19 protein-coding genes are annotated in these 25,000 nt (G+C 59.7%); 8 read left to right on the top strand and 11 right to left on the bottom strand.

The features are described 5' to 3' along the window. Nucleotides 1–210 precede the first annotated feature (210 nt). Genes HMPREF2614_RS01560 through HMPREF2614_RS01550 form a run of 3 tightly spaced genes read right to left on the bottom strand, consistent with a single transcriptional unit; the run spans nucleotide 211 to nucleotide 7,233 of the window. Nucleotides 211–3,813, bottom strand: a complete 3,603-nt coding sequence (locus HMPREF2614_RS01560) for a murein biosynthesis integral membrane protein MurJ (protein ID WP_070559921.1) — start codon at nucleotides 3,811–3,813, stop codon at nucleotides 211–213. A gap of 27 nt (nucleotides 3,814–3,840) precedes the next feature. Further along, complete coding sequence (locus HMPREF2614_RS01555; protein ID WP_038627074.1) at nucleotides 3,841–6,378, bottom strand: hypothetical protein; 2,538 nt, start codon at nucleotides 6,376–6,378, stop codon at nucleotides 3,841–3,843. Nucleotides 6,379–6,384: 6 nt separating this feature from the next. After that, complete coding sequence (locus tag HMPREF2614_RS01550) at nucleotides 6,385–7,233, bottom strand: NUDIX hydrolase (RefSeq protein WP_070560012.1); 849 nt, start codon at nucleotides 7,231–7,233, stop codon at nucleotides 6,385–6,387. 169 nt (nucleotides 7,234–7,402) lie between these two features. Between HMPREF2614_RS01550 and HMPREF2614_RS01545 the strand changes: the two genes are divergently transcribed. From HMPREF2614_RS01545 to HMPREF2614_RS01530, 4 genes are read left to right on the top strand one after another with little or no spacing between them, the layout of a single operon-like run. Then, nucleotides 7,403–8,845: a CCA tRNA nucleotidyltransferase gene (locus HMPREF2614_RS01545; RefSeq protein ID WP_038627072.1), complete on the top strand. Its 1,443-nt coding sequence runs from the start codon at nucleotides 7,403–7,405 to the stop codon at nucleotides 8,843–8,845. Continuing rightward, nucleotides 8,845–9,486 (top strand): YqgE/AlgH family protein, encoded by a 642-nt coding sequence (locus HMPREF2614_RS01540; RefSeq protein ID WP_038627070.1) that lies wholly within the window; start codon nucleotides 8,845–8,847, stop codon nucleotides 9,484–9,486. The genes HMPREF2614_RS01545 and HMPREF2614_RS01540 overlap by 1 nt, the downstream gene beginning before the upstream one ends. After that, on the top strand, nucleotides 9,487–10,263 hold the full coding sequence (locus tag HMPREF2614_RS01535; RefSeq protein WP_052155556.1) for an AzlC family ABC transporter permease: 777 nt from the start codon (nucleotides 9,487–9,489) through the stop codon (nucleotides 10,261–10,263). After that, entirely contained in the window at nucleotides 10,260–10,610 is a 351-nt protein-coding gene (locus tag HMPREF2614_RS01530) for a branched-chain amino acid transporter permease (RefSeq protein WP_038627068.1), read from the top strand. The genes HMPREF2614_RS01535 and HMPREF2614_RS01530 overlap by 4 nt, the downstream gene beginning before the upstream one ends. Before the next feature lie 53 nt (nucleotides 10,611–10,663). Here the strand turns inward: HMPREF2614_RS01530 and HMPREF2614_RS01525 are convergent, their stop codons facing one another. From HMPREF2614_RS01525 to HMPREF2614_RS01510, 4 genes are all read right to left on the bottom strand, one after another. After that, entirely contained in the window at nucleotides 10,664–11,578 is a 915-nt protein-coding gene (locus HMPREF2614_RS01525) for a hypothetical protein (protein ID WP_224786659.1), read from the bottom strand. Nucleotides 11,579–11,758: 180 nt separating this feature from the next. Beyond that, complete coding sequence (locus HMPREF2614_RS01520) at nucleotides 11,759–12,889, bottom strand: DUF695 domain-containing protein (protein WP_016421714.1); 1,131 nt, start codon at nucleotides 12,887–12,889, stop codon at nucleotides 11,759–11,761. A 108-nt stretch (nucleotides 12,890–12,997) separates the two neighbouring features. Continuing rightward, nucleotides 12,998–13,981, bottom strand: coding sequence for a bile acid:sodium symporter family protein (locus HMPREF2614_RS01515; protein ID WP_038627067.1), 984 nt, complete (start codon nucleotides 13,979–13,981; stop codon nucleotides 12,998–13,000). A 71-nt stretch (nucleotides 13,982–14,052) separates the two neighbouring features. Then, a complete protein-coding gene (locus HMPREF2614_RS01510) occupies nucleotides 14,053–14,664 on the bottom strand; it encodes an SdpI family protein (protein WP_038627065.1) in 612 nt (203 codons plus the stop codon). 60 nt (nucleotides 14,665–14,724) lie between these two features. Between HMPREF2614_RS01510 and leuS the strand changes: the two genes are divergently transcribed. Beyond that, nucleotides 14,725–17,643 carry a leucine--tRNA ligase gene (gene leuS, locus HMPREF2614_RS01505; RefSeq protein WP_070559919.1) on the top strand — a complete coding sequence of 973 codons (2,919 nt, stop codon included), beginning with the start codon at nucleotides 14,725–14,727 and terminating at the stop codon, nucleotides 17,641–17,643. 156 nt (nucleotides 17,644–17,799) lie between these two features. Here leuS and HMPREF2614_RS01500 read toward each other — a convergent pair whose 3' ends face one another. The 4 genes from HMPREF2614_RS01500 to HMPREF2614_RS01485 form a co-directional block, all read right to left on the bottom strand. Continuing rightward, a complete protein-coding gene (locus HMPREF2614_RS01500) occupies nucleotides 17,800–18,216 on the bottom strand; it encodes a hypothetical protein (protein WP_070559917.1) in 417 nt (138 codons plus the stop codon). Between the two features lie 43 nt (nucleotides 18,217–18,259). Beyond that, a complete protein-coding gene (locus HMPREF2614_RS01495; RefSeq protein ID WP_070559915.1) occupies nucleotides 18,260–19,192 on the bottom strand; it encodes a universal stress protein in 933 nt (310 codons plus the stop codon). A gap of 159 nt (nucleotides 19,193–19,351) precedes the next feature. Beyond that, nucleotides 19,352–19,843 carry a MarR family winged helix-turn-helix transcriptional regulator gene (locus HMPREF2614_RS01490; RefSeq protein WP_038627058.1) on the bottom strand — a complete coding sequence of 164 codons (492 nt, stop codon included), beginning with the start codon at nucleotides 19,841–19,843 and terminating at the stop codon, nucleotides 19,352–19,354. A 522-nt stretch (nucleotides 19,844–20,365) separates the two neighbouring features. Then, a complete protein-coding gene (locus HMPREF2614_RS01485) occupies nucleotides 20,366–21,451 on the bottom strand; it encodes an inositol-3-phosphate synthase (protein WP_016421706.1) in 1,086 nt (361 codons plus the stop codon). A 272-nt stretch (nucleotides 21,452–21,723) separates the two neighbouring features. On the opposite strand from HMPREF2614_RS01485, the gene HMPREF2614_RS11000 reads away from it, so the two are divergent. Genes HMPREF2614_RS11000 through HMPREF2614_RS01475 form a run of 3 tightly spaced genes read left to right on the top strand, consistent with a single transcriptional unit; the run spans nucleotide 21,724 to nucleotide 24,779 of the window. Continuing rightward, a complete protein-coding gene (locus HMPREF2614_RS11000) occupies nucleotides 21,724–22,095 on the top strand; it encodes a DUF5318 family protein (protein WP_224786660.1) in 372 nt (123 codons plus the stop codon). An 11-nt stretch (nucleotides 22,096–22,106) separates the two neighbouring features. Beyond that, nucleotides 22,107–24,587: a transglycosylase domain-containing protein gene (locus HMPREF2614_RS01480; RefSeq protein WP_070559912.1), complete on the top strand. Its 2,481-nt coding sequence runs from the start codon at nucleotides 22,107–22,109 to the stop codon at nucleotides 24,585–24,587. Further along, on the top strand, nucleotides 24,588–24,779 hold the full coding sequence (locus tag HMPREF2614_RS01475) for a hypothetical protein (RefSeq protein ID WP_049181968.1): 192 nt from the start codon (nucleotides 24,588–24,590) through the stop codon (nucleotides 24,777–24,779). The last annotated feature ends 221 nt before the right edge of the window (nucleotides 24,780–25,000 follow it).

Genomic DNA, 25,000 nt, shown 5'->3' with positions numbered 1-25,000 from the left:
CGCCGACCCGCATGGGCCTTACGGTGACTGTCCCCAATTCGATTTCTTCCCCCAAAGTTCATGGCTCCTATGCAAACACGAAACCCGCGCTCTCCGCTTGGCAAAACTGCCGTGGAGACCGCGGGCTGTGGATGAATTTCAAAATGTCCCAGTAGCTGTGGATAACTTGGGACAACTTAAACTGTTGCCGCCTAAGGCAAGCTCAGAGCGTTATTCCGTACCACGCACCTGGATATCGCCAATTGCAACTGGCAGCAACGAATCCGGGGATTGCTCAGCCAGATTGCGGTCGCCGACAAGTGGGTTGTCCGAATCGGAATTCTGCGACTCAGCATCAGCATTCGTATCAGCATCGGTGTCTGAGTTGCTGTCGGCTACCGCTTCCGCAGCCGTCGGCAAGCCGGAGATCCAGACAACAAGGTTCTTCCACTCGGTGTCGCGGCTATCAATTTCGATAGTTGTCGTACCTGAGGTGGCGGTTGCGCTACCGAGAACCGTTGTGTCATCCAAGTTCGTCGAGTCAGCATCGCGTAGGCCGCGAACTTCAATGTGTGCGCCCGGGGTCGCAGAGACCTTAAGCTCTCGAATGGTTGCCGGTTCATCCAGAGTGACCCGAATACCAACACCAGGTTTAAAGTTCTCTGGACGATTGCCGAACTGGCTGAGGTAAGTAGACGTTACCCAGAAGCTTTCCTCGTCATTATCGATGGTCAGCTCAGCCATGTCCGGATTGTCTGGACCTGCTGCCGGGTTGTCGGTGTCGGCTTGCCACTCGCTAGCGTCGGCAAGCGAGAGCGTCGTGACCGGAGCCGGGCCGCGTCGTACGGACTCGGAGTTAATCGGTGCGTCCGAGGAACGGTTAACCAGACCAAAGATGCCCGCGGCGACAAGTGCACCGACAATGACTACGCCGACAACGACTGCGCCGGTGCTGAATGCGCGGGTGCGATTCTTAGTGTGATGAGCGTTCGATTGGGCTGCACCGCCGGCATCGACGGATTCGCGCGCACCGGTGTCGGGGTCGATTGCGAGAAACTCCGAAGAATCGGGGCCCAGCGCTGCGGCGCGCAAGTCCTCGGCGAGCGTGCGAGCTGGCGACTCCTGCCCATTGAAGTTCTCCGGGCGTGTTTGCTTCGCGCGGTTGATGGCAGCAGAAATATCGGAGGGGATGTTCGTCACGCTGTAGAACAGCTCGTCGATGACTGAAAGCAACGCGCTGTAGTCCGAACGTTGCGAGCTATTGGGCAAAACGACGGGGAAAGCGTCGTAGATGTGGCCGTCGCTGCTGATGCGCAATTGTCCAGGCTTGTTTGTCAGGCCAAGGCAGCGCCCAGATTCGTGGGCATCGGCAATGGTCTCGGCAAGTGATGCAACTGCGAGTGCCAGGGCATCCGGATGGGCGGCCTGATCGAACCGCTCAATACCGATACTGCTGGTCCAGTCGGCGACGATGAGCACCTCGGTGCGTGTCTTCGCCACGCTATGAATCCGCGACATTCCGGCGCCAGCCAAGTCACGCAGCTCATTGGTCGTCGTGGCAATCTTCTGGGCGGCAGCCGATGGCGAAGTGTCGTAGTACGGCAGTGCAATCGTGTCGACGAAGACAAGTGCGACATCTGCGTTATCGGGATCTCCCATATCCATGGCGCGCCACAGGCGCAGACCTGGGTAGGTCGCGACTTCAGAACGCAGACGGAAACGACCACCTGAGACCATCTCGCCGGGTACATAGCGGGTTGGGCGAGAACCCTGCGTCGGCATCGGCGGCAGCAGCGGCGAAGCGGTGAAGCCCTCGTTTGCCAGACCCGTGGCCTCGCCGATCAGGTTCGACGGGGCAATCGAGAAAGCATCAGCGGCGAAGCCACGTTCGCGCTCCATATCCTCACGGTCGGCGACGGCATTGTCGGCTGCATGAGGCTGCGGAGCAAAGCGGCGTAGACCCGGGATGCGGCCGAGGAAGCCGCCCAGAACGCGGACCTCTTCCAATGGAGCCTGAGCGAGCACCAGGCCGGTACCGATGAGGAAGACCACGCCGGTGACGATGGTCTGCAGCAGCACGCCGAAGGAACCGAAGAAATCGAACAGCACAAGGTCGGTCAATGCGAATGCGCCCCAAGCAACGGCGACACCGACAAGCGACGCCCCCAGTGCCCACAGCACGGTGTGGACGGTCGCCTTACTGTCCAAGTGTCCGAGAGTGCGGCGCAAGAGCAAGAAGCCAATTACTGCGCCGGCGACGAAACCGAAACCGTTGGCAGCACCGAGCAACACGACGACGGTCTCATCGTCAGAAGCCAGACGAGGAGCGAAGAACGACAGAATCACCTTGACGGTGGTAATGCCGAGGATGATGAAAGTCGGGGTCCAGGCCTCTTCACGGGCGTAGAAAACACGCAAGTGCAAAAGCACGATGGCATATGGAATAAGCGAGAACGCCGAGAAGGACAGCGTCCAGCCAAGAATCTCCGCGGTTTCGCGGGGGAACTCCAGATACGCGAAAAGACCGACGGCGATGGGGCGGCCGAATGCGGTGAAGAAGGCGACGATCGGCACCAGCGCAATCATGGTCAGACGCGTACCGATGGATAGATCGCGGACCACTGCCCCATCATTACCGTCGGCTGCATTGCGGGACAGTCGCGGCATGATGGCGGTCAGCAAGGTAACGCCGATGATGCCGTAGGGCACCTGCAACAGCAGCCAAGCCTGCTGGTAAATCGTCGGCGCTGCCTTGGAGGCAGTCGAGGCAATATTGGTGGTGATGAAGTAACCAGCCTGGGAAATTGCCACGTAGGTGATAATCGCAACACCCATGCCGGTGAACTGTTTGATGCGGTCGTCGATACCCCACAGCGGACGCAAGTCAATGCCCGCGCGCTTGAGGTAGGGAATCATGATGGCTGCCTGAATGACGACACCCAGAGTGGTACCAAGACCCAAAAGCAGGATGTGCGGATCGGAGAGTGAACCGTCCGAATCCGGACTCAATTGGCCGGGCAGGAACAGATATAGCAAGAGCGTGGCAATGGCCACGACGTTGTTGGCGACAGGTGCCCACGCACCGGGTTTAAAGATTCCCTTGGTGTTTAGCACCGCCATGAGCAGCGCAAATATGCCGTAGAAGATGATTTGCGGCAATAATAAGAACGCAAATGACGTCGCCAGCGGAACGTTGACCTTACCGGCCTCGTTAAGGCTCAATCTGGTCAATAGTGGCGCACCTATCACTGCTAGCACCGTCACCACTGCCAACAGCGTCATAGAGACAGTCAAGAGACGTCTAATGAAGGCGGCACCGTGATCTGGATCCTCCTTCTCCGCGCGCACCAACACCGGCACCACCAGAGAAGTCAGCACCGCGCCGAGGACGATTTCCGTAATCAGGTTCGGCAGTGTGTTGGCGACGTTGAAGGCTGAAGCCACAGCCGGACCCAGCGTCGCGCCGATAAGCAGGTTTCGCAAAAAACCCGTAATGCGTGAAATCAGGGTAGCGATTGCCATCGAGCCCGTGGAGGCGACGATGTCCGAGTTCGACTGTTCCTGATTTGCGTCCGTCGTCGAGTCCGCGGAGGAATCGCCGGAAGCGGTTGCTGTCGCAGTTGCCGCCTTTGCCGGCGATGGTGATGCCGATTCCGTCATCGCGTCAGCGGCGGTATCGGCATTTGCCTTATGGCCGGATACGCGAGTTAGGTCCGGGGCCGCTTCGGCCGGCTGAGATTCAGCCGTTGGCCGCGCCGCCGGAACCGGAGCCGGTGGCGCGGGGCGACGAATGCGGCCTCGAAGTCCAGATTTATGCGCGTCTGAGTCAGTCACATGTCCTATTGTTGCTTAAAAGGGGGTCTATTTCCGAAAGTACTGTGACCGTTTTGCGGCAAAAAACCCACCAACAGTGACGATGACGAGGGTCACGATAGCCAAAACCCCGACGGAAGCGCCGGATTGCACGGAAATACTCACTGATTGAGAAATAGGCGTGCCGCCAGGTGATTCGAGCCACAACAACAGGTTGTGGGAATTGTCTCCACTATCCCGTGGCCGGTCTCCCTCTGGAGCATTGGTTGCCGGAGTGGATTCTGCATCATCACCCGACTTCGGAGTGAACTGAACAGTCACCGACCCCTTGGCAGGGATGGCGGCCTCATACTTCTCCTCCATCACCGAATCTCCAGCGCCGACGCGCACGAACGCGGGAACCGGCAGCGGCAGACCATTGCGAGCCAGCACCGCAATCGGCGACAGCTGCGTTGCGCGGGTGTAGACACCGCCAGGAGCTACCAATGTCACTGAATTGCGCAGACGTCGAGTCATAACCAGTGCCTGGTCGCTGAGTTCTTCGCTCCGCCGCTGCACGTCAGTTGACTGCAGCTGATTTCGCCGGCCGAGAGTGGTAAACGAGCGCAGTAAGTCGTGCCGCAGGGGGCGGGTGAATTCATACCGCGTCAGCGCGACGTTGGGGTCGTTGGACATGATTGTGGTCAGGTCCGTGATTTCGCGGGAGGCTATCCGAGCCTTCTCCACGAGCGCTTCACTCACCGGCGCGGGATCGGCGAACTCGTCAACTGGGGTAACCGAGCCCGCATCCAGGTCGCGAGCTGCGGCGGTGATGGAATCCATCAGCGGAGTCAGCTCAGCCAGGTTAGCGTCCACGGCTTTCCGAACCGCGGCCATGAAATCTTCAGCATCGCTAGCGCGTGGATCCCAACCGGACGGTGGTGCTGCCACCACAGCCGCGCGAGGGGCATCCGAATCAGTCAGTGATTGGAACAGAGTGCCAATCGCTGTCTGCATCCGTGCAGCCTCGGAGTCGATTCGGAAATCGAAGCGTCCGAGCAGATTCGAATACGCCACAGTCTGGGGCGACCGTCCTGTTACAGCCAGAGAGGCTGTCAGTGCCCCAGAGAGGGCGAAGGCGCGGCTACCGTCGGCAAGCACACCACTGTGGCCAGGCCGTAGTGTCTGACCATCGGCGGTGATAGCGGTGTTGTCCGCGACCAATACGGTGGTGTCGTGCGCGGCTTCGGGCGGAGTGGGCGAGGGAGGCATCGTCTCGCCGGTATCTACGCGGTCTTCGAATGCGTGCTCCGGGGTGGTTCCGCTCAGAGCTGTCGCCGCCGAGTACAGCGGGGCGCTTTCCGACGTTACGTATCCCTCGGCCGGCAAATAGATACCCGGCAGTGTCTGAACGTCCAAATGCTTGGCGATGGTCTGCCGACCAGCGGCGAGTGCCTCCATGGAAAGCTCTTGATCCGCCACGCGAGCTACGGCGCTGGCATCGGTGCCGCCCCACGGCAGTGACAGTGTGCATGTGTCCTGTGTGAGATCGTGCAGCCGGTTAAGCCAGTCGGCGGCATTGTCGCTGGCGGGCATATGCGTGAGATTGGTGTCATCCGCGTTTCCCCAGGAATCCCGCAGTCGTGGCGAGGACTCCACAGGACTTGGGCGGCTGGTGCCAATCCAGTAGTCACGGGTCATCCGGGAGATTGCATCGAGGGTCTCCGGGTCGATGGCGATGCATGTCGATTCCCGCAACCTCTCCCCATCGGGGCCGGCAAAGCCTTTTTCCAACGAGGTGAGCAAACCGTCGAGGCGGCCACCGCGTTCAAGAGATTCGGCCAAAGAATTGTCGGTGAGGATGAGATTCGGCGACGAGGGTGCGTCACCGGTCTCACCGCCGACCACTGGCACTGGCTGGCTGATGGGCCAAATCAGCGAAAACGGCACTGGGTCACGGCGGGTGGGCGCATCGGAATTGTCGGTCTCATCGTTGTCGTTCTCATCGCCGGCAGGCGGTTCCGGCTCATCACCCGCGGCTTGCGAATCCGTCACCGGTAGCAGTGCGCGTGTTTCCGCCAGCAGGCGGTCGATGTCATCTGCCGGTTGCCCGTTAGCGTTGATGAGCAGCGGAAACGTGCCGGCTTCCGTGATGTCGAGTCCTTCTGGGGCCGGTGCGGAGATAGGAACACTTAGTGTAACCTCACGCGTCTCGCCCGCTTTCAGCTCGATGGGGGCACTGAAGGTCCCAGCCACATCAAACACCGATTCAGGCTCAGCGAGAATCGTCCGCGCATCTGCAGAGGAAGCTAGTGCGCCGGCCCGCTGTGGGCGCAGCGCAACATTGCTGATATCCGCGTCGGAGGTGTTGTGCACCTGCACCTTGATGGTCAGTGTCGAATGTAGAGCCGCGACATGCGGAGTGAAGCTGGTTATCGAAAGCCGAAGGGGTCCCTGTTCACCGACTCGATTGGCACCACTGCCCCACAACTGCTCATCTTGCGCAAAAGCTGGGGGCGCAACGGTCGTCGGCAAGCACAGTATGAGCGCTGCGGTGGCGGCCGTGACTTTACGAACAACATTCCTTGGCAACTGCAACCTGAACATGCGCAATCACCTCGGCGTCTGCCGGCCTGCTCGCTTTTCCGCGCGGGCGAGATCGGGCAGCAGATTGTGCGCGCGCCGGGCCAGTTTGCGTTCGTCAGCGTAGGCCAACCGCTCCACCAGGGTGTCTACCGGGACCCACATGACCTGAGTGACCTCGGGGTCTTCGTCGTTCAAATCGCCATCGACATAGCGCAGAAGGTGATGGTGCACGGTCTTGTGAATCCGCGTGCCATCGGAGACAAACCAGTAGTCAATCACACCGAGCTCCTCGATGACCTCGCCGCGAATGCCCGTTTCTTCCCACACCTCACGTTCGGCGGTGGAATCGAAAGCTTCGCCGGGCTCGACATGGCCCTTGGGCATCGACCACAGCAGGCGCCCGCGACGATCGTGCCGACCAATCAGCGCGACATAAATCCGTGACAGGTTGACTTTGCCGCCATCGCCGACCGCCTCAGCAAGCCCCGAGACGACCAGTCCGCCCGCCGAAGTCTCAATCGAGGTCTGCATCGGCGCTGCATTTTGCGCGCGTGACGAGTGCGCACGGCGATTGTTCGTGCGCTTCGTCTGTGCGTGACGACGGCGATTGTTCCTATCCTGACCGCTCTTACGGCCACCGCGGTTGTTCGACTGCTTCGAGGGTCGTGCCGACTTCGGTGATTTGGAAGATTTCTTGGCGCCACCGGAGTTTGGCTTGGCCGATTTGGGGCCATTGGCACTGGAGCCACTACGTTTTGCGGAATTTCCGCTGGTAGTAGCGCTATTGGTGTTGGTGGACGCGGAAGCGCCACCCCTTCTGCGCGGTCGCCGACGACGTCGACGGCTCTTCGCCGCCGAGTTGTCATTGCGTACCACGTTGTTCATTCCACTTAGACTACCGGGTTTATAGGTATAAGCGGGTATTGTGTCGGTCGTGACACAATCGACTCCTTCAACGACAAATGGTGACCAGCCCGGGGCGACTACACCTCACGGCGCTACTCCGGCGGCTGCTGATGCGGACCCACAGGTGCGCAGGACGGCAATGCTGGCAGTGGCGGATCAGGCGATTGCCAAGGAGTCGGAGATTCTCGATTCGCTGGCAGCTGCGTTTAGTGCAGCTGGCCATCGTCTGTACCTTGTGGGCGGTTCTGTGCGCGATGCTCTCTTAGGGCGACTGGGCGTGGATCTCGATTTCACCACCGACGCACGCCCGGAGGTGACGCGCGCGATTCTTGATGACTGGGCGGACATTGTCTGGGATACCGGCATTGAATTTGGCACGCTGTCCGCAGAGCGGCATGGCCGTCAGGTGGAGATCACCACGTTCCGTGCGGATACGTACGACCAGGTCAGTCGCAATCCGGAGGTCACTTTCGGCGACACGCTGGAAGGCGATCTAATCCGCCGTGACTTCCGCTGTAACGCCATCGCCGTTGAACTGCATGGCGACGGCACTCGCACCTTCCTCGACCCGCTCGGAGGTTTCGAGGATCTTGTCGCGGGTGTCTTGGACACCCCGGGGGCGCCGGAGGTCAGCTTTGGCGATGATCCCCTGCGCATGCTGCGTGCCTGCCGCTTCGCATCCCAGCTCGGGTTCGACGTGGCACCGCGCGTACTCAAGGCGTTGAAGGAAATGTCCAGCGAAATTGACCGCATCACGGTTGAGCGCATCTCCACTGAGCTGAACAAGCTCATCCTGGGGGCAGATCCCAGCCGTGGTATCGACCTGATGGTGGAATCGGGGTTGGCCGACCGCGTGCTGCCGGAGATTTCCGATATGCGCATGACGCAGGATGAACACCGCCAGCACAAGGATGTCTATCAACACTCCCTGCAGGTCATGCGGCAGGCCATTGACCAGGAAGAACCCGGTGAACCGGACCTCGTGCTGCGCTGGGCGGCACTGCTGCACGACTGTGGTAAGCCCGCTACCCGCGCCTACAACGAGCAGGGCAATGTCACCTTCTACCAGCACGAGGTCGTCGGTGCGAAGCTGGTGCGACGCCGCCTGCGCAAGTTGAAGTTTCCGAAGAAGATCAGCCATGAAATCTCCCAGCTGGTCTACTTGCACATGCGCTTTCACGGCTATGGCGAAGGCAAGTGGACGGACTCAGCGGTGCGACGTTATGTCAACGACGCCGGAGATTTGTTGGAACGACTCAACAAAATCGTGCGGGCCGACTGCACGACGAGAAACCGTCGTAAAGCAGCACGCCTCGCACGAGCCTGCGACAACCTGGAAGCGCGAATCAAGGAGCTCGCTGAGCAGGAGGACCTCGCACGCGTCCGCCCCGATCTGGACGGCAACGAAATCATGGAAATTCTGGACCTGAAGCCTGGCAAGGAAGTCGGACAGGCCTGGAATTACCTGAAAGAGCTGCGATTGGAGTCCGGTCCGCTGGAGCGTGAGGATGCTATCTTGGCGCTGAAGAAATGGTGGTACGAGCAGTCCGGTGAGCAGGCTGAAAGCGAAAGTGAGAGCTAATGGCATCGATTAATCCGGAAAATCTCTATGGCGACCGGCTTTTTACCAGCCTCGAGCGCAACGACCCGGCCGCCGGTATGCTGCTGCTCGCAGCACCCGGCATGCTCTCGCCGGAATTCGCTCGTTCGGTGATTTTCCTCATTGAACACGATGAGCACGGCACCCTTGGTGTCGATCTCACGCAGCGTTCGCAGACGCCTGTGCACAATGTGCTCGAGCCCTGGGCGTCACTGATGACTAAGCCGCCGGTGCTCTACGTCGGGGGTCCGGTCAACCAGACGCAGCCAATCTGCATTGGTGTGGTGCGAAATGGCGCTACCCTCCCAGAGGAGACCGACAGTATTACCGGTGCACCGCTGATGGAACGCATCGCCCATAGGTTTGCGCTGGTCAACCTCGGCGCGGAGCCGGAGGATGTACGCGACCGCATCGATGGCGCGCGTATCTTCGCCGGTTACGCGGGCTGGGATCCAGGGCAGCTGGAAGAAGAGCTCGATCGCGGTGATTGGTACGTCGCCCCTGCCCTGCCCTCTGATGTACTCGCGCCTGCTGCCGCTGACATCTGGGGTGATTGCATGCGCCGTCAGCCCTGGCCGCTGCCGCTGTATGGCACCTACCCCGTAGATGTACGTGACAACTAGATGAGTGAGCACATCAATGCCGAAGGAAACAGTGCCGCAACTAGTGACCGCAGCGACATAGCTGCCGGCATTCGGCAGACACTGCCCGTCGGCATGGGTCTCATTCCGCTGGGGCTCGCATTCGGCCTACTCATCGCACAGACTGGCTTAAGTTGGTGGTGGGCACCCATCTTCTCCTTCGTGGTCTACGCGGGGTCGATGGAATTCCTCGCTGTCGGCCTGGTTATGGCCCATACGGGTCTGCTCGGCTGTGCCGTGACCTCGTTTATGGTCAACTTCCGCCACGTCTTCTACGGGCTGACGTTCCCCCGCGACCGGATACAGTCTCGTCTCGGCCGCGCATACTCCACATACGCGCTTACCGACGAGTCGTATGCCATCGTCTCTGCGGCAAATCCGGCTGAAAAGATGTCGGGCCGCCGCCTGCTGACGATTCAGATTCTCTGCCAGTTGCTGTGGGTGGGCTCCGGTATTGTCGGGGCGCTAACCGGTGCAGCATTGCCAGAAGGGATCCGCGGTGCCGAGTTCGCACTGGTGGCGCTCTTTACGGTGCTGGCCATGGACGCGTTTGAGACCTCCAAGGATTGGTCACTGCCCCTGGCCGCTATCGTCTGCACGTTGGTCGGGTGGCTGATTAACCCGAACCAGATGCTGGTCATCGGGTTGTTGATGTACTTCGGCATGCTGCTGTTGCGCGTGTGGTCACCACGAGTAGATCGGGTGATGCGCATGACGTCGTCAAGCAATCAGCGTGTAACGGAGGGAGAGCGAGCATGACCGCGATGCCCGATTCTGGCTATGTGCTAGCCGCGCTCTTTGCGATGGGCGCAGTGACAGTTGCGTTGCGCGCACTGCCGTTTGCGTTCGTGCGGACCCTGAAGGGCTCTCCCCTGTTCGAATTCCTCGGCACGACCATGCCTGTTGGAGTCATGATGGCGCTGGTGGTTTACACCGTCTTTGGACGGTTGGGGCTCAGCGGTGAGGGTGGCGACCCCGGCGCTGCCTGGGCCGTGCCTGTGGCGCTGGTCGTCACCATCTTCCTGCACTGGTGGCGGCGCAACACCGTGATCTCGATATTCGTAGGCACGGCGCTGTATATGGCCCTCGTGAACCTTGTCGCGTGAGGTGCGCTGCGTAAGCGCTGTGTGAGACGGTGCCAGCGGCTAGCGGTCAGTGGCTAGAACTGCGCCGGTACCTGGCCTGTGAAGTTCGGCAGTCCCGGAATCTGCGGCAGCTGCGGGGATTCCGGCAAGTTCAGTAGTTCGCCGAGATTCGGGCTCTCGGACAGATTCGGGACGCCTGGGATGTTGGGCAGGCTCGGGCTGTCGGGCAGACCAGGCAGTGGTGGAGTGCCCACCGTGCCACCGAACGCATTCTGAACATCGCTGGTGTGAGCTTCCTTGGTGCCGTAGGTGTTAGCAGCGACGCTGAAGTCAGGACCAATGGACGCCGAGGCGTGAACGCTCTGGCGGTCATCGGACCAACCCCACTTTGTGCCAATAACACCAGGCAGCGTGGCGGTGCCGTAATCCTGACGGTAGCCATCCGCTGCCACAGGTGACGCGGTGCTCATAGCAACCAGCACCGGGTCGGAAGGGTTCTCGCGCTTCTTGGCCTCCAGGAACTTCACGGTGTCAGCGCTGGAAGTCGTGGAATTGCCCCAGTGGCCCGCACCGTGGGTGTTGCTGAGGCCGTACTCACGCGCCGTGGCGTTAATGGAGTCCGGGTAACGGCCGTAGAGCTCGCTGGCAATGTTGTCATCGGAGTAGCGAATCATCTGTGTGGCCTTCGCCTTGTCCGCTTCGGTGCCGTGCTTGAAGACGTAGTCGGCAATGTAGAGCTTGACAATCGACAGCCCCGGACGAGCTTCATTCTCGTTGGCCGTACCGTAGTGAGCGCCGGTCGGGGTGTGGGTAAAGCTGATCTGGGTGCGCCCCGGAGCATTAATAGTGCCCTGTGGAGTCAGTTTCGGCTGCGGAGCCGCAGCGACGTTCCCGGCTGCCAGCGGAAGGCTGGTGACAGCGATGACACCGGTAAGCCCCAGGCGAATCGCGCGAGATGGTCGCGGAGTAAGACGATGACGAGCGTTCATATCAAGCACACCAATTCTCAAGCCGGAAGTAATTCACTCATCATAGAAGCCCGGTGTGCCATACGGCGCGCCGGGCGGAATGGATACCCACATTCGGGTCAGCGCAAAGAAGAATCAATTACTCCCCCGTCGCCCCGCACTGAACTAGCCCCGATAGCCCGCATCCGGGGGCTTATGACACTACACGCGCAGGTGGCCGACGCGCTGCCAAGCTGGATCGTAAGCGGTGTCGACAACGTGCTCTCCGTCGGTCCACGTCTGCGCAACAGCTCGCAGACCCGCCTCCGCATCAGATGCCGGGTCAATAAAGAAGTGCAGCAGAGCCATACCGTCGGACTGCTCAGTTGCGACAAAAATACCCTTGTCCTCAGCGATGGCTTCAGCGGCAGCGGTATTGAACTCGGAGAGGGATTCCTTCGACTCGTCCGTCGGCAAGCCCTTGTCGTCAATGTGAGCGAGCATGAGCTGAATCAGCACATGCTGCGTCATAGTCGGGCTCACCAGCTGCGTAATCGGAGCGCGAGTAGCGACGACGAGCGGCTGGCCGTTGGCTTCGGCATCAATGGTGAGCCACTCCGGGCACTCTTCCGCGAGCTGCTCGACGACACCGCCCAGCTCCGGTAGCGGGATAGCATCTTCCGGCTCCTCGCCAGCGAAGGCGAAACCGCGCAGCCACAGGCCGAAGTCCTCCTCTCCCAGAGCCAGCTGCAGCAGTGTGAAACCTAGCTGAGCTACCAAGCGCTCACCGTCCTCCAACTGAGCAATTGCCGGGAACAGCGGGTGGAATAGGCGAACGTCCACTGCCCCATGACCACTGCTAACAGCCACGCGGGCGTCTGCCGGATCGACCTCGGCGGGAGCATCGGCCTCGAGAGCACCCTGTGCAACCAACGTAGCTGCGACATCCCCCAGCGACAGCTTCATCGCCGGATCCGCCTGGCGGAGGTCGGTGAAAGACCACACCGCGCCGTCGTCAGGCGCGGCCTCCAGCCAACGGCGAGCGACCGGGCGCAGCTCTGGATCGCCGGCAGCGCTCACAGTCAGAAGATGGCGAGAATACGGAGCGCCAGCCTCAAACCCCCAGATGAGCCGGTCATTAATGGCGGCGATGCGCCCGCCGACCTCCTTCTGGACATCAATAATGTCCACATCGGCGGCGTTCGGGGCACCATCGATACCGAGTTGGACACTAAACATAGAGTCGAGCGCATCGGCGCCAAAAGAGTTCCACCACGACCAGAACTCATTGATCGCGGTCTCTTCTGCGGCGCGCTGTTCCGGAGAGAATGGAGCCGGATTCTCGTTAGCCATACTGAATCTCACACTTTCGTTTGCTCGTTTAAAACCGAACCTTATGTTGTGCGCCCCAGTATATGTGCCAAGCCGGATTCGCCCCTCGGTTCCATGCCCTAGACCGCGTTAAGCGGGTTGTGGCTCCGGCTCAGCTTCTGCTTCCTTGCCCCAGCGAGCGGCGTAGACCGCACAGATCATCAGCTGAATCTGGTGGAAAATCATCAGCGGCAAAATGTAGAGGCTGGCATCGGCACCGAAGATAACGGCGGCCATTGGCAGGCCAGTGGCCAGGGACTTCTTCGAACCGCAGAACTGAATGGCAATGCGGTCCTTGCGGTCGAAGCCCATCTTCTTTGCGACGAAACCGGACAGCCGCAAAACGAATTCCACCAGCACTACCGAGAGCACACAGAGGATGACGATGTCGCCGGCCGGCACCTTCGACCAAATGCCCTGCACCATGCCCTCGGAGAACGCGGCATAGACAACCAGTGCGATGGAAAGTCGGTCAACGTTCTTAGTCGTCTTCGCGGCGGCAAACTTCAGGGTCCAACGGCGAGTGAGCTGGCCGATTGCGAACGGCAGCAGCAACTGCAGCGAAATATCCAAGAACACCGACGAATCCACATGAACGCCGCCACCAGTGGCCATCAACAGCATCACGAGCACCGGTGTGACGACGATGCCCAGCAGGTTAGAAGCCGAGGCACTGACGATTGCGCCGGCGACATTGCCCTTGGCGATGGAGGTGAAGTTCACACTCGACTGCACCGTTGACGGGGCCAGCGTCATGTACAGAATGCCCAGGTAGAGGCCAGGAGAGAGAAACCAATCCAGGGGTTTCATCAGCAGGCCGAGGATTGGGAACAGCACGAATGTGAAAGCCAGAATGGTTATGTGCAGCCGCCAATGCTTAACGCCGGCCAACGCATCCTGCGGACTCAAACGCGCACCATAGAGGAAGAACAAGAAGCCGATGGCGATCTTCGTTGCCCAGCTGAAAACCTCAGCGGTAGTGCCGCTTGCAGGAAAAAAAATCGCCAGTATCGCTGCAGCAACGATACCGACGATGAGGGGATCTGGACGCCAACTCACAATTCGTTGCCACATGGACAAATAGTTTAGTGGGCAACCAGAAGTTGTCTTACTATTTTGCAGAAGCTTTTCTCTGCAATAATTTTTTACTTCTTCTGCTCAGCTGCCTTGCGCAGCGCATCCTTGTCCACAGGCTTGAAAGCGGCATTCGCGGATGAGCCCTTGTCCGTGCACAGTCCTTCCAGGCCACAGGAGCTGCAGCCACCGGAGACACCGCAGTCTGCTGCTGGGTTGTCGGAGCAGCAGGCATCATCAGCTGCAGTGTCGGCGGCATCAGTGGTGGCGGAGCCACAGCCACAGCCGCTGTCACCGTCACCGCACCCACAACCGGAGCCGGACTCCGCGGAGACCTTGGCGTCGTAAAGCGCGATGGTGTGCGAGCCGATCGCCGCACCAACGCCGAGCATGGCGATACCGGCGAGCAGAGCGACGGCGTACCACAGCCACATCCAACCAGAGGCCTCCGGGCGGATGGCGAGGAAGGCGAGCATGGCGGCGCCGAGGAAAGCGACGGCGGACACAGCCCACGGCGGCCCGGCAACGCGGTGCGTAATATCCCAGTTTTCCTGGGACTTTCGAGCCTCGGGCGCACGAATTCCAATCCAGTTATTACCCGGCAGCTTCGCCGACCATGCCAAACCAGCGACAACGGCTATGCAAACAGCCAGAACCAGGGTAATTACAGGGATGACAATCATGCTTCCAATTTATATAGGTGGTTGGGCACGTGCCAAACGCACCTATTAGACTGTGAGACCATGACCAACAGCGAAAAGTCCTCGTCCTCGGCAGAAGCCACTGAATACCGCTACTCCCCCGAGCTGGCGACTCAGCTAGAGGGAAAGTGGCAGGCGTATTGGAAAGATAACGGCACCTTCTACGCCCCCAACCCGGTGGGCGATTTGGCAGCTGCCGACGGCTCGACTCCGCCGAAAGACAAGCTTTTCGTCCAGGACATGTTCCCGTACCCGTCAGGCGTCGGTCTGCACGTAGGCCACCCACTGGGTTACATCGCCACCGACGTCTTCGCGCGCTTCCACCGTATGCAGGGCGCAAACGTGCTGCACACCCTGGGCTACGACGCCTTCGGTCTGCCGGCGGAGCAGTTCGCAATCCAGACCGGTACGCACCCGCGCGTGACGACGGAAGCGAATATCGCCAACATGGAGCGCCAGCTGGGCCGCCTGGGGCTTGGCCATGACCGCCGTCGTGTTTTCGCGACCACTGACCAGGACTACTACAAGTGGACGCAGTGGATTTTCCTGCAGATTTACAACGCCTGGTTCGATGAGGATCAAAAGAAGGCCCGTCGTATCGATGAGCTGATTCCGCTGTTGGAGTCCGGCGAGATGGCTACCAAGGACGGTCGCGTCTACGCTGAGCTCAGCGAGGCTGAGCAGCGCGAAGCTGTGGATGAGTTCCGCTTGGTCTACCAGTCGAATTCGATGGTCAACTGGTGCCCGGGCCTCGGCACTGTGCTGTCCAACGAGGAAGTGACCGCCGAAGGTCGTTCGGAGCGCGGTAACTTCCCGGTGTTCCGCAAGCGGCTGGGCCAGTGGATGATGCGCATCACCGCTTACGCCGACCGCCTGGTCGATGATCTGGAGCTGCTGGACTGGCCGGACAAGGTCAAGTCCATGCAGCGTAACTGGATTGGTCGCTCCCGCGGTGCTGAGGTCGACTTCGCAGCTGAGGTCGGCCCGAAGGTCTCCACCAAGATCAGGGTCTTCACCACTCGCCCGGACACTCTCTTCGGAGCCTCCTACATGGTGCTCGCTCCTGAGCACGAGCTGGTGGATCAGCTGGTCGAAGCCGGCAGCGGTTCCTACGAGGGTGTGGATGAGCGCTGGACCTTCGGCAAGGAAACCCCAGCTGAGGCCGTCGCCGCTTACCGCGCCGCAATTGCCTCCAAGTCCGACCTGGAACGCCAGGAGAACAAGGAGAAAACCGGCGTCTTCCTGGGTGCTTACGCCACCAACCCGGTCAGCGGCGAACAGGTGCCGGTATTCATTTCCGACTACGTCCTGATTGGCTACGGCACCGGTGCCATCATGGCTGTCCCGGCCCACGATGAGCGCGACTACGAGTTCGCCACTGCCTTCGGTCTGCCAATCCGCGAGGTCGTTGAAGGCGGTGACATTGCAAAGGAGGCGTACGTCGGTAACGGTACGTGCGTGAACTCCGCCAATGACTCCGACCTGGACATCAATGGCCTGGACAAGGACACCGCCATCGCCACCGTCATTGAGTGGTTGGAGAAGGAAGGTACTGGCCACGAGAAGGTCCAGTACAAGCTGCGCGACTGGCTGTTCGCCCGCCAGCGTTACTGGGGCGAGCCCTTCCCCATCGTCTACGACGAGGACGGTCACGCCTACGCACTGCCCGAGTCCATGCTTCCGGTCGAGCTCCCGGAGGTCGAGGACTACAAGCCGGTCACATTCGACCCGGACGATGCCGACACCGAGCCAAAGGCTCCACTGGACAAGGCCACTGACTGGGTCAACGTCGAGCTCGACCTCGGCGACGGCAAGAAGAGGTACCGCCGCGACACCAACGTCATGCCGAACTGGGCAGGTTCCTCCTGGTACCAGCTGCGCTACATCGACCCGAACAACGCTGAAAAGTTCGTTGACCTGGAAAACGAGTGCTACTGGACCGGCCCCCGTCCGGAGACGCACGGCAAGGACGATCCAGGCGGCGTCGACCTCTACGTCGGCGGCGTCGAGCACGCGGTGCTGCACCTGCTCTACTCCCGCTTCTGGCACAAGGTCCTCTTCGACCTCGGCTACGTGACCTCCAAGGAGCCGTACCGCCGTCTGTTCAACCAGGGCTACATTCAGGCCTACGCCTACACCGATGCTCGTGGTGTCTACCAGCCGGCGGATCAGGTAGTTGAGCGCGATGGTAAGTTCTTCATTCCAGGTGGCGCCGAAGACGGCTCTGACCTGGAGGTTTTCCAGGAGTACGGCAAGATGGGCAAGTCTCTGAAGAACGCCGTCTCCCCCGACGAGGTCTGCGACAACTACGGCGCCGACACCTTGCGCGTCTACGAAATGGCCATGGGCCCACTCGACACTTCCCGCCCGTGGGCGACGAAGGACCTGGTCGGCTCGCAGCGCTTCCTCCAGCGCGCTTGGCGTCTGGTGGTCAATGAGGACTCCGGTGAGCTCGTCGTCACGGACGCAGCGCTTTCCGACGACGACCTCAAGGCGCTCAACCGCACCGTGGAAGGGGTTACCTCTGACTACGCAGAACTGCGTGACAACACGGCCGTCGCAAAGCTCATTGAGTACGTCAACTACCTGACCAAGACCTACGGATCGGCCGGTGCACCGCGCGCCGCTGTGGAGCCGCTGGCTCTCATGCTGGGCCCGGTGGCACCGCACATCGCGGAGGAAATGTGGAGCCGCCTCGGCCACTCCGAGTCCCTGGCGCACGGTCCGTGGCCGGCAGTTGACGAGAAGTGGCTGGTCGATGACACCGTTGAGCTGCCAGTTCAGATCAACGGCAAGGTCCGTGCCCGCATTGACGTGGCTACCGATGCTTCCCGCGAGGATATCGAGGCCGTCGCGCGTGCCGACGAAAAGGTTGTCGCAGCGGTGGAGAGCGCCGGTGGCAATATCGTGAAGGTCATTGTCGTTCCGGGCAAGATGGTCAACCTGGTTGTGAAGAAGTAGCCAGGGAGGCCAGTGCGTACAAGAAAGTGTCTGGGATTATGGCAGTTTAAGGCCTAAAATCGGCTCAAATTTGCCATAAGCCCAGACACTTTCTCGCTTGAGGCGTTCTCGCAAAAACCTCAAGAGGGTGGCGTCGAGGCTGGCCGCCTCTTACCCCTACTTAACGCCCAGAATCAGGACGCCGAATGTGGAGAGCATCCACATCAAAGTGAAGGGCATGAGCACCCAGCACATGGCGAGCCACGGGCGCCAGTTGCGGAAGTTCTTCCACTCCACGTAGGTCTGCCAGAAACCAAAAAGGCAGCCAACCAGGGAGATTACGCCTGGAACAACGGGAAAAAGAATCTCCCACGTGCGGGAGCAGAGGAAGCTGGACTTACCCGCATCACAGGTGGGGCCACCGACAATCGCGCCAGCGATGCCGATAATGAGGCCCGCGAGCAGCGTAGTAAGAATCACACCCGCGGTGTAGATGTAGGCGCGCCTGCCGGAATACATCTTGCGCTCAAGCTCGTCGAAGATTTCATCCTCGCTGCGCTCCGGTTTACTGTGCCCCGGTGCGTTATCCACCATCTGCTCCCCTCGCCTCTAAATCCCTTCTGATGTGCTTGCCATACTAGGCCGGAGTAATCAGCATTGGCACCGGGCTGTGGCGAACGATGTGGTTAGTCGACGATCCGATGAAGATTCGTCCGAATGGGCCAAGAGTAGACGAACCCAAAACGAGCAAGTCCCCCTTCTTCCATTTGATGGACTGAATGGCCTCTTCCCAACCGTTGCCGGAGGCCACGTCCGCATCGATGGACAGATCTGGGTAACGGGTATGCGCGCGGTCGGTACCGCGGTCGAGCAGCCCCATCGCCTGCTCGCGCCACTCAATCATCAGGTCCGAGGAAGGGCCGTAGCCGTTCTCCGTCGGGTACATGGTCGCACCGCGGGGCGTAAACGAGACCAGACGCAGGGGAACTTCCCAACGGTGTGCCAGGTCAGCAGCCTTATTCAATGCGTGGTGCGACTGCGGAGTGTCAATGTAACAAATGCTGACACGGGTCACACCATGCTTAGAAAGTTTCGCGCCGGGGATAGCCAGCCCCAGTGGAGTTGGCGAGTAGTGCAGCAGCGCATCCGAAGTCGACCCCGCGGTAAAGCGACTGCGGTTCTTGGCGGCCCAGTCCTTGGTATTGCTTCGGCGCGTGCCAAGCAGAACCATATCAGCTTCGAATTCTTCGGCCTCGTTGCAGATAGTTGTAGATTCGCTGGAGGATTCGATGATCCGCACGGCATCGTCGTCAAGCATGCCCTTGCGCAGGCCAGCGAGCTTTAGCTCATCCTTGATGATTTTTTCAAGAGACTCGGTTTCGTGGGCAACCCAGGAGTCATTGGTGCTCAGCCGAGCCAGTGAGGTCAGCGGCCAGCCGCGCGACAGTGCGCTGACGACGCGAATCTGCACCTTCGTGGTGCGAGCTAACCAAGCGGCGTAAGCAAGCGTTTCGGTGCCGTACTCGCCTGGACGCCACGCAATCATGATACGAAGCGGGCGGGAAGCCATCGCTAATCCTCCTGTGATTACTCAGAAATATCCAAGTGGTGCTTCTGGGTAATAGCCTACGTGGATAGGCGGGCATATATAAAACGGCACTGATGACGTGTAAAAGCTATGTACCCTGCCTGTGGGCTTAAAGAGGGCAGGGCTAAGCTGAAAAAGAGACTAGACGCTTGGGTTTGTCTTTGGATGCTCCGGGTAGTTTTCGAGAATCTTGGACAGAATCGTCTCAAGACCAGCGCCAAATTCCAGCTCTTCCTGGGTCAGCGTGCTGAACATTTCAGCCATCTGCTGATTGCGCTCTTCAGAAACACGGTGCAGTTCTTCACGGCCACGGTCGGTCAGTTCAACGCGGACGCCACGGCGGTCTTTGCTGTCGCGGACGCGCTCCACCATGCCGGCGACCTCCAAGTGGTGCACGGCGTTGGAGGCGGTGGGCATGCGGATGGCCTCGGCCTCAGCCAACTGGCTGATACGGCAGGCGCCCAGTGCCTCCAGGGTCATCATGATGGACAGCTGCGCACGACTGAGCTGGGACTCCGAGGAGCGGCGGCTGTAGAGCAGCTCAGCGCGAGTCAGGAGAGGGCGAATGCGCTTAGCGAGCGACAGAGGAGTAACGGCATTAGGATTGCCAATCGAGCCCGAAGATAATGTCATAGCGACGATGTTATATGCGAACAGCGCTAGTTGCCAATACGAAATTTATTTGGGGTGCTATTTATTTTTCTACAACTGGTGATTTCGGCAATGAAATCATTAGGAATCCTCCATCGATCATCTAAAACCCCAGTACAAAGCATTAAACCTATCTGCGTATAAGGTTTTTTCGGCGCTGGCAGAAACCCCCTAAAGTGTCACTTCTTCTGTACTTAGAACGTTGGCTTGGAGGTAGCCATCCGGCTACTCTCGCGAATACTTTCGGCTTGCGATATATCTCGCGAATCAATCCTCTCGGATGTATTGCTGTCAGCTTTACGACGACTGCAGCGCACGCATCCATGGCAGGGACGAGGTGGGCGCAGCAGCGAGTAGGGCGAGGAGGGCGTGGAAGGAAACGGGGAGGATAGGGGATAGAGGAGCACAAAAGCGCCAGCGGCTACTGCATGGGTAACCGGCTGGCGCTTTTCAAGGAACATGCTCTCGGAGCTGCTCGCTTGTACTTTTGAGTGCTTGTACCTTTTAGTCTTCGCCCTTAATAAATGCTTCGAGCTGTGCTCGCGCAACATCGTCGGCAAGCTGCTTCGGCGGGGACTTCATCAGGTAGGAAGAAGCGGCGTAAACCGGGCCGCCGATGCCGCGATCCTTGGCGATTTTGGCCGCGCGAACAGCATCGATGATGATGCCGGCGGAGTTCGGGGAGTCCCAGACCTCGAGCTTGTACTCAAGGTTCAGCGGCACCTCGCCGAAGGCCTTGCCCTCGAGTCGGACGTAGGCCCACTTGCGGTCATCCAGCCAGTCCACCCAGTCCGACGGGCCGATGTGGACGTTGCGGTCATCGATCTTGCCGGCCAGCGGACCGGTGAGGTTGGAGGTGACAGCCTGGGTCTTGGAGATCTTCTTGGACTCGAGGCGGTCGCGCTCGAGCATGTTCTTGAAGTCCATGTTGCCGCCGACGTTGAGCTGCAGGGTGCGCTCGAGGCGAACACCGCGGTCTTCAAACAGCTTGGCCATGACGCGGTGGGTGATGGTTGCGCCGACCTGGCTCTTGATATCGTCGCCGACAATCGGAACGCCCGCGTCTTCGAACTTCTTGGCCCACTCCGGGTCGGATGCGATGAAGACCGGCAGGGCGTTGACGAAGGCCACACCAGCGTCAATGGCACACTGTGCGTAGAACTTGTCGGCCTGCTCGGAACCGACCGGCAGGTAGGAGACCAGGACATCGACCTTGGCGTCCTTCAGCGCCTGAACTACGTCGACCGGTTCAGCCGGGGATTCGTCGATGGTGTCCGCGTAGTACTTGCCAACGCCGTCCAGGGTCGGGCCGCGCTGAACCTCAACGCCGAGAGTCGGGACATCGGCAATCTTGATGGTGCAGTTTTCGGAGGAAACAATGGCCTCGGAGAGGTCCTTGCCGACCTTCTTGTCGTCAACGTCGAAAGCTGCGACGAACTCGACATCGGAGACGTGGTAGTCGCCGAAGACGACGTGCATGAGGCCAGGAATGGTCTCATCGGGCTTTGCATCGCGGTAGAACTCGACACCCTGCACCAGGGAAGAGGCGCAGTTGCCGACGCCGACGATAGCGACGCGAATTGAACTCATTTAGTAATTCTCCTTGAAACTATGTGCTCGGAGGCTTTGACCTCGCGCCGGGAACTCACACCGGGAACTCGCATCAAGACCTAGCATCAGAACCCCGCACCAGGACCTTGCGCCAGCGGTGCGGCCGTGAGTGGGCGCGCGCATTGAGGTAACGAGCGTGACGTTATACCTTTATGCGTTTTTTGCCGATGCCCGAACCGTGAGGGGGCATGTGTTTACCGATAAAGCGGGGGTGAAACCAGCCCGCACGAGCCTGCTAATCTGTCTTCGTGATGACATGGCAGGGCGAGATTGATCACTCCTTGCTCAAGAAGCAGTTATTGGAGCAGTGGCGTGTAGGGGAGATTTCACGGAAATCACTCTGTGATGCCGATGCTCGGCTGGTCGCTGCCGCGCGTTTTCACGGCAGAAAGTCCCAGGAAGAGTGCCCAGTATGTCGCAAATTCCATCTCCGACTCGTATTCTGGGTGTTCGGAGAAAACTTGGGCCGTCGTTCCGGCTCTGCTTGTACTGAAAATGAATTATCCGCAATAGTTAATGAATATGGTTCGTGCACCGTCAAAGAAGTTGAGGTGTGCCCCGACTGCAAGTGGAGTTTCCTGACCCGGACACTTCAGGCAGCTCGAGAAGAGTCAGAAAACTAGGGAGAGCACCCGTGAGCAATGATCGACCCGATAGCCCAGGCGGTCCTAACAGCCCTCACGAGGGCCAGGGTTCTAATTCATCAGGCGAGTGGTGGGATCAGCCGGATGCTGATTCCTTCAATACGCACGCACGCTCCGATGACGCATCGCTTGACGACGATTCCGGCGACAGCATTGATGCTGTTTCGGTCGGTGGCAGTGACGAGGGTTTGGCTACCGATTCAGAGATGACGTCGGCAAGCGAGCCGGACCCGGCGAAGGGGCAGTACGCCCCAGATGACCATGAACCAGATGACCATGAAGAGGAAAGCTCGATGGCACAGGAAGAACAGCCGACTGATAATAAGCGGCGAATTTTAGCGTGGCTCGGTCTAGCCGTGGCGTTGGTCGTGCTGTTGCCGGTAGTTGTGTTCGGTGTTGCTTATGCGACAACGGACGTGCCGGAGCCAGAGGAGTTGGCCAATAGCCAGATTGCGGTGATTTATGACCGTACTGGTGAAAAGGAAATCACGCGCATCGTCCCCGAGGGCGGTAACCGAAGCAACATCACAATCGACAAGGTGCCGGATGCTGTACGCAATGCAGTGCTGGCAGCCGAGGATCGTGATTTCTATACCAACCCGGGTTTCTCCCTGACCGGTTATGGCCGTGCGGCTCTGGGAGTCGTGACTGGTAATTCCAGTGCCGGTGGCGGATCGACCATTACGCAGCAGTACGTCAAGAATGCTGTGGTGGGCAATGAGCGCACGCTGACCCGTAAGGCCAAGGAATTGGTGATGTCGGCGAAGATGGCGCGGGAGTGGACTAAGGACGAAATCCTTGAGGCCTACCTCAACACGATTTACTTTGGTCGTAACGCATACGGTATCGCGGCAGCGTCGAAGGCCTACTTCGGTAAGGAAGTCGGTGAGCTGAATGCCGAAGAGGGTGCTGTGCTGGCGGCCTCGATTCAGCGTCCATCCGCACTGGATCCGTGGACTAACCGTCCAGAGGCGGAGCAGCGTTGGAACTACGTCCTCGATGGCCTGGTGGAGATGAACATCGTCTCGCCGCAGGACCGCGCGGGAATGCAGTACCCGGAGACCATCGATCCGGCGTTGGCGCCGAAGCAGGCTCCGGAGCCCGGCCCGGCTGCCATGATTAAGAATCAGGTGCTGGCTGAGTTGGAGCGCGAGGGAATCTCCGAGCAGGAGGTCAACACTGGCGGCCTTCGCATTACGACGACCATTGACCCGACGGTGCAGCAGGCTGCCCTGGATGCGATGGAGAACTACGTCGACCAGTCAACAGGTCTGCGCGCCGCCATCGTCTCGGTGGAGCCGAAGACCGGTGCTGTCCGCGCCTACTACGGTGGCGATGATCCGACTGGTTGGGACTACGCGAACAGCGGTCTGCAGACCGGTTCTACTTTCAAGATCTTTGCGCTGGCAGCAGCGCTTGATCAGGGCATTCCTCTGACCGCGCAGTACTCTTCGGCACCTGTCCAGTCCGGTAACGCTACTCTGTACAACTCCGGTGGCGCCGGCGGTGGTGTTCTCCCGATTTACGAGTCCCTGAAGCAGTCGCTGAACACCCCGTTTATTCGCCTGCAGCGTGACCTGAAGAATGGCCCGGATGACACCGCCAAGATGGCTCATCGCCTGGGTGTGGCCGAGTCGATCCCGGGTATTGAAAAGACTCTGATGGATGACAATGGCCACTCGCAGGACGGCATCACCCTGGGTCAGTACCTCTCACGTCCGCTGGATATGGCTGTTGGTCTGGCTACGCTGACTAATGACGGCGTCTACCAGCAGACGCACTTCGTAGAGAAGGTCGAAAACTCCAAGGGTGAGATCGTTTACGAGTCCAATGCCGACAAGGGTGACCGTCGAGTCTCTAAGGCAGTGGCCACCAACGTGATATCAGCCATGGAGCCCATTGCGGGCTACAGTAACAAGCCTTTGGGCGGTGGTCGCCCGTCGGCTGCCAAGACCGGTACTACGCAGTTGGGTGACACCGGCCAGAACAAGGATGCGTGGATGATTGGTTCGACCCCGCAGCTGTCGACCGCAGTATGGGTTGGCAACGTCGATGGTTCGGCGCTCTACAACTCCTACGGTGGAGTCATGTATGGTGCCCAAACCCCGGGTGATTTGTGGAAGTACACCATGGATAACGCACTGGCTAACGAGGACTTTGAGTACTTCACTAAGCCGGAACCAATCGGCGGTGTCGCAGGTGCACCGCAGTACCAGGCGCCGTCGACCTCTGACTCTAACTATGGCCAGGACTATGCCCCGGAGACCACCGAACAGGAGTCATCCGAGGAGTCGACCCCTGAGTCCTCCAATGAGCAGCCTGCACCACTTCCGCTTCCGGGCGGCGACGGCGGCGGTGGTGGCGGTGGCGGAATCGCTGACCTGCTGCCCATCCCGCTTCCAGGGGGCGGTGGTCTCGGTGGTGGCAATGAAGGCGGCGGAGACCCTGGTAACTCTGGGGGTGGACAGTAAGTGGATACTTGGGTGATTTTCACCATCGTCTGCGTCGCGATTGGCTTCCTGATGTTCGGCACGGCTTTTTGGGGCTTCATGCAGAAGTGGAAAACAGCAATCATTTGGGTTCTGTGTCTGGCAGCTTTCCTGTTCGCGACAGTCATTCCGGTGATTATTGCGTTGGCGCATGCTTCCTCGACAGCAATGTAGGACGCAGGCCTGATAGTTAGTTGTTAGAGCGCTAACTGCCCACCAAGCACGCGACAACTTCACAATTTAAAGAGACGCACGCAGTAGCTCTGTGTGCGTCTCTTTGAATTCGGCGCCCCGACGCCGCTTGCCAGTACTGCTTGCCGACGGCGCCTGCGATTAGGACATATACCTCTGCCTGCGGTACCCTGGCAGGGTTGCTTGACGCAACGATCCTCCTG

Origin of the sequence: Corynebacterium sp. HMSC074C11 (genome assembly GCF_001809455.1) — a bacterium.
In the GTDB taxonomy this organism is placed as follows: domain Bacteria; phylum Actinomycetota; class Actinomycetes; order Mycobacteriales; family Mycobacteriaceae; genus Corynebacterium; species Corynebacterium amycolatum.
This window is presented reverse-complemented; position numbering and strand designations above follow the sequence as displayed.